Origin of the sequence: Paenibacillus ihuae, assembly GCF_001368795.1 — a bacterium.
Lineage (GTDB): Bacteria > Bacillota > Bacilli > Paenibacillales > Paenibacillaceae > Paenibacillus_AQ > Paenibacillus_AQ ihuae.
In genome coordinates, this window is record NZ_LN831209.1 from 1 (window position 1) to 14,582 (window position 14,582).

14 protein-coding genes and 1 other RNA gene are annotated in these 14,582 nt (G+C 49.7%); 1 reads left to right on the forward strand and 14 read right to left on the reverse strand.

What is annotated here, in order from left to right:
- Nucleotides 1–221: 221 nt before the first annotated feature.
- The 14 genes from AQR02_RS30660 to rpoE all read right to left on the reverse strand — a co-directional run bounded on the left by AQR02_RS30660 (nucleotide 222) and on the right by rpoE (nucleotide 13,124).
- On the reverse strand, nucleotides 222–488 hold the full coding sequence (locus tag AQR02_RS30660; protein WP_054944056.1) for a pro-sigmaK processing inhibitor BofA family protein: 267 nt from the start codon (nucleotides 486–488) through the stop codon (nucleotides 222–224).
- Nucleotides 489–520: 32 nt separating this feature from the next.
- Nucleotides 521–778: a hypothetical protein gene (locus tag AQR02_RS30665; protein WP_054944057.1), complete on the reverse strand. Its 258-nt coding sequence runs from the start codon at nucleotides 776–778 to the stop codon at nucleotides 521–523.
- Between the two features lie 200 nt (nucleotides 779–978).
- On the reverse strand, nucleotides 979–1,575 hold the full coding sequence (gene recR, locus AQR02_RS30670) for a recombination mediator RecR (protein ID WP_054944058.1): 597 nt from the start codon (nucleotides 1,573–1,575) through the stop codon (nucleotides 979–981).
- Between the two features lie 36 nt (nucleotides 1,576–1,611).
- The gene (locus AQR02_RS30675; protein ID WP_054944059.1) at nucleotides 1,612–1,923 is read right to left on the reverse strand and encodes a YbaB/EbfC family nucleoid-associated protein; all 312 of its coding nucleotides are present in this window, start codon (nucleotides 1,921–1,923) and stop codon (nucleotides 1,612–1,614) included.
- 50 nt (nucleotides 1,924–1,973) lie between these two features.
- On the reverse strand, nucleotides 1,974–3,752 hold the full coding sequence (gene dnaX / locus AQR02_RS30680; protein ID WP_054944060.1) for a DNA polymerase III subunit gamma/tau: 1,779 nt from the start codon (nucleotides 3,750–3,752) through the stop codon (nucleotides 1,974–1,976).
- Between the two features lie 135 nt (nucleotides 3,753–3,887).
- Nucleotides 3,888–4,156, reverse strand: an RNA gene (gene ffs, locus AQR02_RS31740) — signal recognition particle sRNA large type.
- Nucleotides 4,157–4,368: 212 nt separating this feature from the next.
- Entirely contained in the window at nucleotides 4,369–4,566 is a 198-nt protein-coding gene (gene rpmE / locus AQR02_RS30685) for a 50S ribosomal protein L31 (protein ID WP_054944061.1), read from the reverse strand.
- Between the two features lie 114 nt (nucleotides 4,567–4,680).
- Nucleotides 4,681–5,958, reverse strand: coding sequence for a radical SAM family protein (locus AQR02_RS30690; protein ID WP_054944062.1), 1,278 nt, complete (start codon nucleotides 5,956–5,958; stop codon nucleotides 4,681–4,683).
- Between the two features lie 25 nt (nucleotides 5,959–5,983).
- A complete protein-coding gene (gene rho / locus AQR02_RS30695) occupies nucleotides 5,984–7,342 on the reverse strand; it encodes a transcription termination factor Rho (RefSeq protein ID WP_054944063.1) in 1,359 nt (452 codons plus the stop codon).
- A gap of 135 nt (nucleotides 7,343–7,477) precedes the next feature.
- On the reverse strand, nucleotides 7,478–8,731 hold the full coding sequence (locus AQR02_RS30700) for a UDP-N-acetylglucosamine 1-carboxyvinyltransferase (RefSeq protein ID WP_054944064.1): 1,254 nt from the start codon (nucleotides 8,729–8,731) through the stop codon (nucleotides 7,478–7,480).
- A 208-nt stretch (nucleotides 8,732–8,939) separates the two neighbouring features.
- Nucleotides 8,940–9,794: a class II fructose-1,6-bisphosphate aldolase gene (gene fba, locus AQR02_RS30705; protein WP_054944065.1), complete on the reverse strand. Its 855-nt coding sequence runs from the start codon at nucleotides 9,792–9,794 to the stop codon at nucleotides 8,940–8,942.
- Between the two features lie 207 nt (nucleotides 9,795–10,001).
- Nucleotides 10,002–10,388 carry a response regulator gene (locus tag AQR02_RS30710; RefSeq protein WP_054944066.1) on the reverse strand — a complete coding sequence of 129 codons (387 nt, stop codon included), beginning with the start codon at nucleotides 10,386–10,388 and terminating at the stop codon, nucleotides 10,002–10,004.
- A gap of 274 nt (nucleotides 10,389–10,662) precedes the next feature.
- On the reverse strand, nucleotides 10,663–12,270 hold the full coding sequence (locus AQR02_RS30715; RefSeq protein WP_054944067.1) for a CTP synthase: 1,608 nt from the start codon (nucleotides 12,268–12,270) through the stop codon (nucleotides 10,663–10,665).
- 293 nt (nucleotides 12,271–12,563) lie between these two features.
- Nucleotides 12,564–13,124 carry a DNA-directed RNA polymerase subunit delta gene (rpoE, locus tag AQR02_RS30720; RefSeq protein ID WP_054944068.1) on the reverse strand — a complete coding sequence of 187 codons (561 nt, stop codon included), beginning with the start codon at nucleotides 13,122–13,124 and terminating at the stop codon, nucleotides 12,564–12,566.
- Nucleotides 13,125–13,620: 496 nt separating this feature from the next.
- Between rpoE and AQR02_RS30730 the strand changes: the two genes are divergently transcribed.
- On the forward strand, nucleotides 13,621–14,582 hold a 962-nt coding region (locus AQR02_RS30730), incomplete at its 3' end, for a S8 family peptidase (protein WP_054944097.1).

Below are 14,582 nucleotides of genomic sequence, written 5' to 3' on the forward strand. Positions count from 1 at the left end.
TTTCCCACTCACTCGTTGTTCAGTTTTCAAAGATCAATGTCTCTTTTTTCGTTGTCGTCGCTTGTCAGCAGCGACCTTTATAATATATCATAGCATCTTTGTTTAAGTCAAGCGTTTTTTTAATTTCTTTTTTCGCTCGTCTTCCGAACAAGTTATCAATGAATAGCTTGTCCAAAGGGCCGAGACTTAATGTATCATAAATCTCGGAGCCCCGTCAACCATTAAAACAAAGTTATTTTTAAACCGAGCAGCATAATCACTCCCGGAAGCCCCAAAACCGTTACTGCGCCTATGGTTGCCGGATTCAACGGAATATAGATTTCGGTTAGCAGTCCCGAGAAATTGACTATATAAATGCCGAGTGCAGCAAGAATTAGATGAGTGCCAAATAAACTGAGCCAGGCCCAGCCCAACTTTTTCCGGAATACAATCAGGGTAAGCAGAATTGCCGATCCAATCAGAACACCTATTGCAATCGTTCTTAGCATACCGATCCTCCTTCGCTTTTACTAAAACGGTCTTACATCTGACTGCGGTTGATTCCCAAACTCTTCGCATGCTTAAGATGAATCTGATATTTGCGCTCTGCCGCTTCTAAAATATAAATGGCGTAATCAATCTGATCCTGCCCCAGCGCCTCGTCGAACATCAGATACGCTCTTTCCCATTCGGCCTGCGCCTTACGCACGTCCAGGAACACATGCCAATCCTCATCTAACTTAGACTCTCTGAGGCTTTTCTCGCTGCCCCATTGCCATTTGCTACTCCACCATCCCATAAATGACTCCCCCTTAAGAACCTCATTACTATGCGTGCCTCTGCATCGCTACATATTCTCATTCTTATCGGAGTAGGGACAAACTTAGAACTAAAATCAGCGTCATCCCGCGGCACAGGTTATGGAAATGGGCAAAAAAAAGAAGCCCTACTGGGCCTCTTTTAGCATAGATGGTTATGACATATCCGTTTCAAGACAGCTCACAGCTCGCGACGGCCTTCCAGCGCTTTGGAGAGAGTTACTTCATCCGCATACTCTAAATCGCCGCCTACGGGCAAGCCATGGGCTATTCTAGTTATTTTAATATCGAAGGGCCGGACAAGGCGTGAAATATACATAGCAGTAGCTTCACCCTCAATATTCGGGTTAGTCGCCATTATAAGCTCCTTCACCCTCTCGTCGCTCAGACGGGTCAACAGCTCCTTAAGACGGATATCATCCGGACCTATACCCTCCATTGGCGAGATCGCTCCCTGCAGGACATGATAATAACCGTCAAACTCCTTAGTGCGCTCTATGGCAACAAGATCCTTGGAATCCTGGACCACACATATCACTGAGGTATCACGGGTTTTGTCCTGGCAGATCCGGCATGGATCAGTATCAGTGATATTACAGCAGACAGAGCAATAATGAAGATTTCGTTTGACGCTGACCAGCGCCTTGGCAAAATCAATAACTTCGTCCTCTTTCATGTTAAGCACATGAAAAGCCAGCCGGGCTGCTGTCTTCGGCCCTATTCCGGGCAAACGCGTAAAAGCATCAATCAGCTTGGCTAGCGGTTCTGGATAATACAAAGTGATGATTCTCCTTTGGGCTAGAGTGTTGCCGGCCTAGAATAAGCCCGGGATCTTCATTCCGCCAGTGAATTTCCCCATATCATTGTTAGCCAGCTCTTCTGCTTGTGTAAGCGCATCGTTCACTGCTGTGATCACGAGGTCCTGCAACATTTCAATATCTTCCGGGTCAACAGCCTCAGGCTTAATCTGAATGGACAGCAATTTCTTGTGGCCATTAACCTGCACTGTAACTACACCGCCGCCGGATGATCCTTCAATGGTCTTGCTGCCCAGCTCTTCCTGTGCCTTGAGCATTTGTTCCTGCATTTTTTTAACCTGTTTCATCATTTGATTCATATTATTCATAGTTACTCTCTCCTTTGAAATGCGCTGTATGCGCTATTAGACTAAAAGTATTACTCTTTTATGACAACAAGGTCTTCTCCAAAGAGCTGGATGGCCTCGTCAATCCATGGTTCGGTCTTCGCCCCTGCTTCTTCATGCTCATGCTCCAGACGTAACTCCTCTGTCCCGGGTTGGGCAGCAGACTTCTGGGCGGCCTCATTCCAGTCCCGCTGCATGATTGTCACCAGCCGGTAAGGCTTGCCGAGGCGTGCAGCAAACACATTCTCGATCACCTGCCTATTGGCCGGTTTCTCGGTAGTATCGCGGTGAATTGTGTTCTTAAACGCTACAAGCACCGCATCCTCCATAACGGACACCGGCTCACCGTCAACAAACCATGCGTGTACTGTAACTTTCTCCTCTTTCACTCCCTGCAGCACCAGACTCCACTGCTTATAAACCGCCGCGAAATCAGGATTATCCTTGCCGGCGATGAATTTGTCAAGCTGCGGAGGCAGCTTGGAAGGAGATGAGATACGGGGAGCGGAGCTTGCCGCTGATGCCCGCGGTGCAGGTGCTGCATCGCGTCCACCGCCCGAGACTCCTCCTGACTGTATGGCCTGTTCCAGCTTCTTCTCTAAAGCAGCAATCTGCCGCTTCAAAGCCTCTAGTTCTCCCGCATCAGCAGCCTGACCGCTGGTTGACGGTTCAGCCCGCATAGCACCGGCTACCGGGGTTGCCGCATGCAAGGATGGCGCGGCTTCCTGCTGCATGCTGCACAGCTTCATAAGTGCTACTTCAAACAATGTCTGCGGATGTGTCGCATATTTCATTTCTCCAAGATAGCGGTTTAAGGTTTCTACAATCTGAAACAGCCGCTCCCGTGAGAATGCAGCCGCCATGTCCCGGAATTCAGCCGGATTCAGTACCCGGTCTGTTAATTGATCAGCCCCCGGGACCATTTTGATCATCAGCAAATCCCTGAAGTAATAAAGCAGGTTCTCCAGACATTTGTCCGCACTCTTGCCTTCCTGCATCAGCTGCTCTACCAGTTCCAGCAGCCGGCCCATATCACCATCCAGGATGGCTGTTGCCAGGCGGGCAAACTGTTCGGAAGGGATCCCACCAGTCATGCCCAGTACCTGCTGATAAGTTACATTACCGTCTGTAAAGGAGGATATTTGATCAAGTATACTCAGCGCATCACGCATCCCCCCGTCAGAGAGACGGGCGATATACTGCAGAGCATCTGCATCCGCAGTAATGCCCTCCTTCTGACAGATCTCAGCGAGCCGACCGCTCTGCTCCTCCAGGGATACACGGCGGAAGTCAAAGCGCTGGCAGCGTGAAATAATCGTAGCCGGCAATTTATGAGGTTCTGTCGTCGCCAGTATAAACATGACATGCGGCGGCGGTTCCTCCAGCGTCTTAAGCAGAGCGTTAAACGCTTCTGTTGTCAGCATATGCACTTCATCAATAATATACACTTTACGGCGCACTTCGGTAGGTGCATATTTCACCTTATCCCGCAGGTCGCGTATTTCTTCCACCCCGCGGTTCGACGCCGCATCAATCTCCTGCACGTCCATAACATTGCCCACGGTAATCCTCAGGCAGGAAGGACATTCGTTGCATGGCTCCGGGCCGGGTCCCCTCTCGCAATTGACTGCTTTGGCCAAAACTTTGGCAGCACTCGTCTTGCCGGTCCCGCGCGGGCCGCTGAACAGGTAGGCATGCGAAACCCGCTGTTCACGAATTGCATTCTGCAGCGTCTGGATAATGTGCTGTTGCCCTACCATGTCCTGAAACGACTGCGGCCGCCAAGCACGGTACAGCGCGATATGTTCCACTATGCATTACCCTCTCTTAGGCTGCCGCTTTCCGGCATTTGTCGCTAATTTATTATACTATATTCCCCAGACTTTGACCAAAAACAAAAAGCATCTTCGCTTGTGGCAAAGATGCTATCATTAACCGAATATAAACCGTGCACCTGTTATTGATGGCTGCGATCCAAGCGGCAACCCTACGAGACTGCTCGGGCTAGGCCACCCTCCGGCACAAGAGTAAACTTGCTTATGGCTGCTTCCTTCCGGACCTGACCAGGTTCACAAGCACTCATTGCGGAGGACCCAACCGTCAACACAGCCCATAGGGACCAAGGCCTCACATCGACAGCACCTCTAACAGGAATTCAACCTCGCTACAGCGGATTGCGAGTTACAGGGCACCGCTACCTCCCCGTCTAGCACGGCGAAGATAAGTATAGCTCACACCCCATTAAAAATCAACCCGTCCACAAGAAACCGACTTAAATTTTGGGAATATATGGGTTACCCAATATCTCTCCTGATTGAAAACATGCCGGAGAGACGCGCATCCTGCTTATTCAGGTAAATAAAAACTCCCCGGATATACCATCCGGGGAGCAGTCTAATCCTTAAGCCGCAAACGCGGCAGAGGCGATTAGATACCGTATTTCTTCTTGAATTTATCAACGCGACCACCGGCATCAAGGAACTTCTGCTTGCCAGTGAAGAATGGATGGCAGTTAGAGCAAATTTCGACGCGTAGCTCTTGTTTAACAGAACCGGATTCGAAAGTGTTGCCACATGCGCAGGTTACCTTAGTGATATTATACTTTGGTTGAATGGCTGCTTGCATTTGAATTTCACCTCTCATGCCCTAGGACTCATGCGGACCCAGAGTTATTAAACATACAACGACATTCTAGCACGAAATAATAGTCTCTGCAATAAATTTAAATCCGGGTACCGGTTAGAGCCGTACACGACGCTCTTTGGCCCGTGCTAAATCGGCAGGGGGTACATGTGTATACGAACCAATAACCACTTCCGGCAGTTCCTCGCGGAAGATATCAAGCATGGTCTTCATCCCCAGAATTTCTCCCCGGGCCGGAGGGATTAGTTCCAGATAGCTCTCGGGATCAATATTAAGGTTGCGCATCTGTATCAGCTTCAGATCCGTGCGTCTGACAAATTCGACCATGGCTTCAATCTCCTCCTCCCGGTCTGTTACTCCAGGGAAGATCAGATAATTAATGGAGGTATACACCCCTTGCGAAGCAGCATACTTCAGCGACTTCTCCACATTGGCGAGGGTATAGCCCCGCGGCTTGTAATAGGCATTATAATGATCGTCCAGCGCACTGATTGTGCTGACCCGCATCAGATCAAGTCCTGCATCCACGATCCCGCGGATATGATCACTCAGTCCGGCATTGGTGTTGATATTGATATAGCCCATATCGGTAACTGAGCGCACTTCACGGATCGACTCGATAATCAGCTTAGCTTGGGTAGAAGGCTCACCTTCGCAGCCCTGGCCGAAGCTGATTATCGACTGCGGTGTCTTCAGATGCTCCAGCATCACTTCTGTGATCTCGCTGACCGTAGGACGGAAGTTCATCCGTGTCTGGGGGGAGACAAATCCGCTGTCGTCAGGCTGTTCTGATATACAGCCGAAGCACCCGGCATTACACGAATAAGAAACAGGAACGGCGCCCTCCCACCGTCCAAGAAACGTATTGGAGGACGTAAGGCATTCATAACCCAGCGCACAATTAGAAAGGTGATCGTATAGTCTGTTTTCCGGATACTTAGTCGTTAAGGCACCTACCCCTACTTCTACATCCTCGCGGTCACAGTTGAGAGGATTCCACTGCTCCGGATCATCCGTCAGATCTGCAGCGACGTAGAATCCGCCATCCTTCCACACTACAGCGGAATAGCCAAAGAGCGGGAGCTTATACGACTTGTCTGTCTTGACATAGCCTGGCAGGCATAATCTAGTAAATCCTTGCGGAAGCAGTGCCCCAACAGCCTGGGACCCCTCCGGCAGCGGCAGCATTTCACCTGTCTCGGGATTCATGCCCACTGCCCGTGTGCTTGGTAGGCCAACTAGGGTAGCCCCTTCCGGCAGCGGGATTAATTCTTCTTCCAGCATCTCAACAATCATATCTCCGCTGCGGGCCAGGCCATACAGCTCAGGATGATCATATACGTTACCTTGTTCATCGGCATATACCAAATACATGTTATTCTCCTCTTGTTATCTATTCTCAAGTTGTAGGGACAGTAGGTGTCTTGGGACGCGGGGTCCGGCGCGCGGATGAGCCGCTGTTGGAAGTCCCTCCACTGCTGGCAGTTCCGCTCGGCGATGAGGAATCCTTACTTCCGGCCACATCAAATGAGGCGAGGAACTCTGCGTTAGTCTTGCTGTCACGGAGCTTCTTAAGGAAACCTTCCACGAAGTCATACGATTCGTTCATATTCTTGCGGATAGACCAAATCGTATCCAGCTCTTCCTTGCTCAGCAGCACTTCTTCGCGGCGTGTTCCCGAACGGCGGATATCGATAGCCGGGAAAATCCGGCGTTCCGCCAGCTTGCGGTCCAAATGAAGCTCCATATTGCCCGTACCTTTAAATTCTTCATAAATAATATCATCCATACGTGACCCGGTATCAATCAGCGCTGTAGCGAGTATCGTCAGGCTGCCGCCCTCTTCCACATTCCGTGCAGATCCAAAAAACCGCTTCGGCCGATGGAATGCTGCAGGATCAATCCCTCCGCTAAGCGTACGTCCGGATGGAGGAACTACAAGGTTATAAGCGCGTGCCAGCCGGGTAATGCTGTCCAGCAGAATGACAACGTCTTTTTTATGTTCAACCAGACGGAGTGCCCGCTGCAATACAAGCTCTGCAACTTTGATATGGTTCTCGGGAAGCTCATCAAAGGTTGATGCAACCACTTCGCCTTTAACCGAACGCTGCATATCCGTTACTTCCTCAGGACGTTCATCAATTAATAATACAAACAGTGCAATCTCGGGATTGTTAGTGGAGATACTGTTGGCAATTTCTTTTAGGAGGAGCGTTTTCCCCGCTTTGGGAGGTGCTACAATCAAACCGCGCTGCCCGAGGCCTACAGGAGCGAGCAAATCCATTATTCGGGTAGACAAATGAGTAGGGGATGTTTCGAGCGGCAGCTTGTCTTGCGGATAAAGAGGCGTTAGTGCCGGGAAATGCAGGCGCTCCGCTGCGCTGGCAGGATTCTCGCCGTTGACGGCGTTGACTTGAAGCAAACCGAAGTAACGTTCATTTTCTTTGGGTGTGCGGCACTTTCCTGATACAAGGTCGCCGCTTCTAAGATCAAATTTACGAATTTGAGAAGCTGAAATATAAATGTCTTCCGCACTGGGCAAATAGTTAATCGGCCTTAGGAAACCGTAGCCTTCAGGCAAAATTTCGAGCACGCCTTCCATAAACATGAGCCCGCTCTGCTCCGCCTGCGCTCGCAGGATGGCGAAGATCAACTCCCGTTTCTTCAGCTGCCCGTAGTATGGAATCTGGTATTTCTTGGCCAGCTTATACAGATCGGTCAGCTTCATTTCTTCCAGATCGGAAATTTGAAGATCCATGTAATAACCACCTATTCAATTTTATATAAGTATAAGTCTATTAAAATGCTTATTAGGATAGGATTACCCAATTTGGAAGGAGATATGCAGTACGACTGCAAATTCGCTCCTTCCAAATAGCAGATAATCTGAATCCTATTCCTCTTCGCGCCAAATCTCAGCGCCCAGATCGCGCATGTTGGTTACTAAGTTATCATAGCCGCGGTCGATATACTCCACACCCGTGACTTCAGTAATTCCGTCTCCGACAGTCAGTCCGGCAATGACCAGCGCCGCACCGGCCCGCAGATCGGCAGCTTTAACCTTGGCAGCATTAAGCTGGCTGCCTTCGATGATTGCCGAGCGTCCTTCAACACGGATTTTCGCGCCCATCCGCACCAGTTCCGGCACATGCTTGAACCGGTTGCTGTACACAAAATCACTTAGTACACTGACCCCTTCAGCCTGGGTCAGCATGCTTGTCATCGGGGATTGCAGATCGGTGGCAAAGCCCGGGTATACCAGAGCTTTTACATCAGCATGCTCGTATCTGGCTCTGCCGATGACCCGGATGCTCTCATCCAGTTCTTCGATTTCAACGCCCATTTCCAGAAGCTTGGCGGTCAGGGCCTCCAAGTGTTTGGGGATAACGTTATCTATCAATACATTGCCGCGCGTTGCTGCTGCAGCAATCATATATGTTCCTGCTTGAATCCGGTCAGGAATGATGGAATGGCGGCAGCCATGCATCTCTGTAACGCCTTCGATCCGGATCGTTTCTGTGCCGGCACCTTTAATAACAGCGCCCATAGAGTTCAAAAGGGTAGCTACATCTATAATCTCAGGCTCTTTAGCCGCGTTTTCGATAATTGTAGAGCCTTTGGCCCGTGAAGCCGCCAGCATGATGTTAATAGTGGCACCTACGCTGGATACGTCTAAATAAATCTTCGCACCGCGCAGTTCCTTGGCATACAGGTGAATAGAACCATGATCATTGGTCACAGTTGCTCCCAGTGCTTCAAAACCCTTGATATGCTGATCAATCGGACGGGGCTCAAAATTGCAGCCGCCGGGAAGGCCTATCGTCGCTTCTTTGAATCTCCCAAGAAGCGCTCCCATCATATAATAAGAAGCACGAAGTTTCTTGACTGGTCCGTTAGGCATAGGGATGGACACGATACGGGAGGGGTTAATTCTCATCTGGCTGCCTGACCATGAAACAGTCGCGCCAAGCTCTTCCAGAATTTCGGAGTAAACGGCTACATCACTAAGGGACGGCAAATTATCCAGAACAACTTCAGATTCAGCTAAAATAGCCGCAGGAATAAGCGCGATCGCGCTATTCTTCGCTCCGCTGATGGTCACAACGCCCTTTAGCGGACGTCCACCGCCAATCATTAATTTTTCCATAGATTTATCTGGTTCCCCCTACGTGTATTGCAGCTTGCCCTGGCAATACCTGCTGTGGCTTTTTTTTGGTGTTTAAAGGTTTAAGAAGAAGAAACGGCTGCGCCGTCCTTGGAATAAGGACGGCACACGTTTCAAGAAGAATATATCCATATCAAACTATGCAGCCGGACAGCCTGAAATAACCTGTCCAACTGCAGCAGCGTTAAATTTACGCTTTGTTGCTGGAACCGAACTCGCGGATTTTGCCGATAACGGTTTGTTTGATGGCTTCGCGGCCTGGTGCGATGAATGTACGAGGATCGTAAGCATCCGGTTTAGCAGCCAAAACTTCACGTACCACTTTAGCAAATGCGATTTGATTCTCAGTGTTTACGTTGATTTTGGAAGTTCCCAGGGAGATGGACTTCTGGATATCGTGCAACGGAATGCCTGTACCGCCGTGAAGCACGAGCGGAAGCTTAACTGCATCGCGGATTTCTTCCATTTCTTTGAATCCGAGGTTTGGCTCGCCCAGGTAAGGACCGTGTACGGAACCAAGTGCTGGAGCCAAAGTGTCGATGCCAGTTTCTTTAACGATGCTTACACATTCGTTAAGATCTGCATATTGGATGCCGCCGATAACGTCATCTTCTTGTCCGCCTACAGTACCAACTTCTGCTTCAACAGAAACGCCTTTGGCATGTGCATATTCAACAACTTTTTTAGTCATTTCAATGTTTTCGGAGATTGGGTGGTGGGAACCGTCGATCATTACGGATGTAAAGCCGGCATCAATAGCTTCTTTACATTTGTCAAAGCTGGAACCGTGGTCCAGGTGAATCGCTACAGGAACGGTGATTTTCATGTCGTGAATAAGTCCTTCAACCATCTTCACTACAGTATAAAATCCGCCCATGTGACGGGCTGCGCCTTCGGAAACACCAAGGATTACTGGTGACTTTTCTTCTTCTGCTGCACCAAGAATCGCCTGAGTCCACTCGAGGTTGTTGATGTTGAACTGGCCAACTGCATATTTTCCTTCAAGTGCTTTGTTTAACATGTCTGTCATAGATACTAATGGCATGGTTTCAATCCTCCTAAGAATGTTGGGTTGCTTATATTTAAACCGACATCACATACAGGCTTATTATAGCACATCCTGTGTCAAATACTAAATAGGATACACAAAAAAATGTCCCGGTGGGACGATATTCAGCCAACCTATGCTGCAGGCAGACTCAACCTTCTTATATTATCCATAACAGGACTTTGCCAAACCATAAATCTCAGGTTAACCGAAGTGGTCCACTGGCTTATCCTGAAGATGCATATTCACTGCCACCCGCATCTCATCAATGTCAAACGGCTTGGTAAAGTGCATCAGCGCCCCCAGTTTTGTCGCTTCCTTAATCATGTCCAGTTCTCCGTATGCCGTCATCATAATCACTTTAATAGCCGGATTAATCTCCTTCAAATGCTTAAGGATTTCCAGCCCATCCATTCCCGGAATTTTCATATCGAGCAGAACCAAGTCTGGGGATTCTTTCTGGACTATTTCGATTGCTGTTTTACCGTTAGCAGCTTGATAGGTGGTATACCCTTCGCTATTAAACACTTCCATGAGGAGAATTCGGATCCCGTTCTGATCATCGACAATTAAAACTTTCCCTTTTTCCATATCATACCCTCCCAGATTTAAGGCAGATTGTCTATACCGCGCCCTCTCACAGCTAACGGCTCACAATGATTTATCTATACGAAACCTATTATTCGTGCTTTATAGTCAAAATCCTGCTAATTGGGTAAAAAGGGTAAATACATTCCATATACTGGTTGGCGGCATGTGCGGTTAATTCTATGGAATTACGGACAGCTGAATCTCCATATTTATAAAGAAAGCCTCCGGATGGAGGCTTTCTAAAAGTCCTTACCGGACCTGTTTATTCAATTGGTTACAGCTGCTCGGAATGGGTCAGAGAAGCTTTGACAAATTCACGGAAGAGCGGCTGCGGGCGATTCGGACGGGAAGTGAATTCCGGATGGAATTGTACCGACAGGAACCACGGGTGTCCCGGAAGTTCCACGATCTCTACCAGACGCCCGTCCGGCGATGTCCCAGAAAATACAAGGCCTGCTTTTTCCATCTCATCCCGGTAAGCATTGTTGAATTCATACCGGTGACGGTGACGTTCATAGACCAGTTCATCATCATAGCAGGACATTGCCAGGGAATCAGGCAAAAGCTTGCAAGGATAAAGGCCAAGACGCATCGTGCCGCCCATATCTTCGATGTCCTTCTGCTCAGGCAGCAGATCAATTAGCGGATGCGGTGTAGCCGGATCAATCTCCGAGCTGTTCGCCCCAGCCAGTCCCAGCATGGAACGGCCGTACTCGATTACGGATACCTGCATGCCCAGGCAAATACCGAAGAAAGGAATCGACTGCTCACGGGCATAACGGATTGCGGAGATTTTTCCTTCAATCCCCCGGTCCCCGAAGCCGCCGGGAACGAGAATCCCGCCGATTCCGCCTAGCAGTTCGCCCACATTCTCATCTGTAACCTGTTCCGCATCGACCCAGCGGATCTTCACTTCCGCGTTGGCTGCAAAACCTGCATGCGAGAGGGACTCTACTACGCTTAAGTAAGCATCATGCAAAGCTACATACTTGCCGACTATGGCGATTTCAACGGTGCGTTCCAGCTTCTGGATCCGCTCCAGCATGCTCTCCCATTCACGCATATCCGGTGCAGGTGTGGTCAGCTTCAGGTGATTAACTACAATCTCATCCAATCCTTCATCGCGAAGGTTAAGCGGAACCTCATACAGCGTTGAGGCATCGCGGCATTCCACTACGGCATTCGCATCGATATCGCAGAACAATGCAAGCTTGGCCTTCATATCTTCGGTCAGAGGATACTCCGTACGGCATACGATCACATTAGGCTGAATCCCAATGCTGCGCAGCTCCTTCACGCTGTGCTGTGTCGGCTTAGTCTTCACTTCTCCCGCAGCCTTGATATATGGAATCAGGGTTACGTGAATATACATTACATTTTCCCGGCCGATGTCGCTTTTGATCTGACGGATGGCTTCCATGAACGGCAGGCTCTCAATATCGCCTACAGTACCGCCGATTTCGGTAATTACTACATCCGAACCTGTCTCGCGGCCCGCACGGAATACGCGTTCTTTGATCTCATTCGTGATATGCGGGATAACCTGAACCGTTCCGCCCAAGTATTCGCCGCGCCGTTCTTTGCTGATCACAGAGGAATAAATCTTCCCTGTCGTTACATTACTGTTCTTGGACAGATTAATGTCAATAAACCGCTCATAGTGTCCAAGGTCAAGGTCCGTCTCCGCACCATCGTCGGTCACAAATACTTCCCCATGCTGATAAGGACTCATGGTTCCAGGGTCTACGTTAATGTAAGGATCAAATTTCTGGATCGTCACCTTCAGACCTCTGTTTTTGAGCAGCCTGCCCAGCGAAGCGGCGGTAATGCCTTTGCCAAGGGAAGACACAACGCCACCCGTTACAAAAATATACTTTGTCACTGTAAAACCCTCCTAAATAAAGTCCAGAAATTCAGGCGACGCTTTTGTTTATCGTAACCCTTTTTTCCATCGTCAAACCGGGGGAAACCAAAAGTTACTTCCGCCGCCCAAAATGAAAGGCGAGCTCTTCGCAATCACGGAAAAACCATCTAAAAAAACAAAAAAGTGACACCCGTAGAGCCGGGGCACTTTTTATTTTAGAAAACATATTAACTTTCATTATAAGCCCATGCAATAGTTTACTCTGACGATCCCACCCATGTCAAGGGAGGAATTACGCCCGGCTTATGATTCTAATAATCGTCGTCTTCGTCCTCGTCGGCATCCTCATTATCGCCGTCTTCGGAGTCTTCATCAGCGTCGTCTTCGTCAATGTCGTCGTCTTCATCAATGACAACATCTTCGTCCACTTCTTCTTCGCTGTCGTCGTCGGAATAGAGGTCGTCGCGATCTTCGTCGATAGCGTCGAAATCCTCTTCCTCAGCAGCATAATTCTCTTCTTCTTCCGTGAAGTCGTCGTCTTCCAGATCGTCGTCCTCATCGTTAATGATGCGCACGCGTTTGGTGTTGCCGACAGGATCATCAGAGCGTTCCAGCGGATACCAGCGTTTCAGTCCCCACAGGTTGGTTCCGACACAGGCAAACCGTCCGTCGATGTTAATCTCGGTATATAACTGAGCGATAGTATCTTGGCTTTCTTGATCGGTCATACCGCGCAGCTTGGCCACTTCGACCATCAGATCACGATAATAATAAGGTGTATTGGCTGCTTTGAGCACCAGGAAAGCCAGGTCCACCATCGGCATTTCTTTAACTTTCTCAGGGTCCAGCTTTAAATTGAGTGGCGTACTCACTAAAGGACACTTCCTCTCACGCATTGTTCACATTACCGTTAATTTCTATTTCATAATATCCATTAACAAAACTAAGTAAAACCTATTTGAGGGCAAAATGCAAGTCAAATGCAGCAAGACGCAGGAAGATTCCCGCGGTGTAACAGGTAAAGAGGGGCCGGAGCCCGGCAGAGTCAGCTTCGCCAATCTCAACAGGATAGCCCTGTCCGGAGAGAATGAGCACGATCATTTATTATGTAAAGCATACGAATGCTTATTTAGATTAAAAAAGGCGGAGGAAATCCCTCCGCGCATGACTGTATCCACGCCAAGGATCGGCTCCTTACGGGATGTTGCAAAGAGAGCTAAAGTCTCTTCTGTTTATTTTATGTGAAGCTCCGCCTTTTGACACGATGGGCAGCCCATTTCGCTAAAAAAGGGCAAGTTCCCATTCGGACGTCCGCCTCCTCTCATACAATATGGCAGCACGGCAGCAAGGAGGGGGACGGCGTAACCTATGGATTATTACGGATTTTGGCAGTTGCTGCTTGAGGAGATATCGGCTGCCCCCAAAAATACGGAGCGGCGTATTGTGACCTTCAATGATGACCGCCAGTATGCCGGAGCGCTGTCACAGTGGAAGTCGCTGAAGTCGAAGCGGCCGAGGCTTCGGCAGGTTCAGGTTTCTAATCTGATCAAGGCTTTTTTTGTACCCGCCGCAGGGGCGGAAAGGCTGATGGACAAATTCGCCTCCTCTTTAAGGATAGAAGAAGACCTGCGGATAAAGGTTCACTCTGTCCCAGGGGAAAAAACAGGCACCGCCATGCTGCCATGGGGCGTGAAAGCGATTCATGCCCCGCAGGCCTGGTCCAAATCCACCGGCGTCCACGTGAAGATCGGTGTTATCGACACAGGCGCCGATTACCGGCATCCCGATTTAAAGCATTCTCTCGCCTCGGGTGTAAATCTGCTTCACCGCGGCATGCTGCCGCTCGATGATAACGGACACGGCACACATATTGCCGGTACGCTGGCGGCCGCCGGCGGTACACGCGGCATGATGGGCGTAGCTCCGCGGGCCATACTCTATCCGGTCAAGGCTTTTGACCACAGCGGCTCCGCCTATGTCTCCGATATTGTACTCGGCATCGACTGGTGCGTGCAGAACAAGATCGACATCATTAATATGAGCTTCGGCATGAAGACCCGGAGCAAAGCGCTGCATGATGTGGTGATCAAGGCCTACCGGGCCGGGATCGCTATCATCGCTTCTTCCGGCAACGACGGCAAACGCGGCGGGGATTACCCCGCCCGTTATCCCGAGACGATTGCCGTCGGGGCTCTGGACCGGAGGCACCGCGTAGCGGCCTTCAGCAACCGCGGGCCGTATATCGATGTATACGGCCCGGGCGAAAGCGTGCCCTCCTGCTGGCTGAGGGAGGGCTATAAAGAAATGAGCGGCACCTCTATGGCGACCTC

Coding starts and splice junctions, on each gene's coding strand:
- AQR02_RS30690 (WP_054944062.1), bottom strand. CDS start 5,958: ATGTATTTGGTATATGCCGATGAACAAGGTAACGTATATGATCATCCT.
- rpmE (WP_054944061.1), bottom strand. CDS start 4,566: ATGCAAGCAGCCATTCAACCAAAGTATAATATCACTAAGGTAACCTGC.
- AQR02_RS30700 (WP_054944064.1), bottom strand. CDS start 8,731: ATGGAAAAATTAATGATTGGCGGTGGACGTCCGCTAAAGGGCGTTGTG.
- AQR02_RS30665 (WP_054944057.1), bottom strand. CDS start 778: ATGGGATGGTGGAGTAGCAAATGGCAATGGGGCAGCGAGAAAAGCCTC.
- rho (WP_054944063.1), bottom strand. CDS start 7,342: ATGGATCTTCAAATTTCCGATCTGGAAGAAATGAAGCTGACCGATCTG.
- AQR02_RS30710 (WP_054944066.1), bottom strand. CDS start 10,388: ATGGAAAAAGGGAAAGTTTTAATTGTCGATGATCAGAACGGGATCCGA.
- fba (WP_054944065.1), bottom strand. CDS start 9,794: ATGCCATTAGTATCTATGACAGACATGTTAAACAAAGCACTTGAAGGA.
- AQR02_RS30660 (WP_054944056.1), bottom strand. CDS start 488: ATGCTAAGAACGATTGCAATAGGTGTTCTGATTGGATCGGCAATTCTG.
- AQR02_RS30675 (WP_054944059.1), bottom strand. CDS start 1,923: ATGAATAATATGAATCAAATGATGAAACAGGTTAAAAAAATGCAGGAA.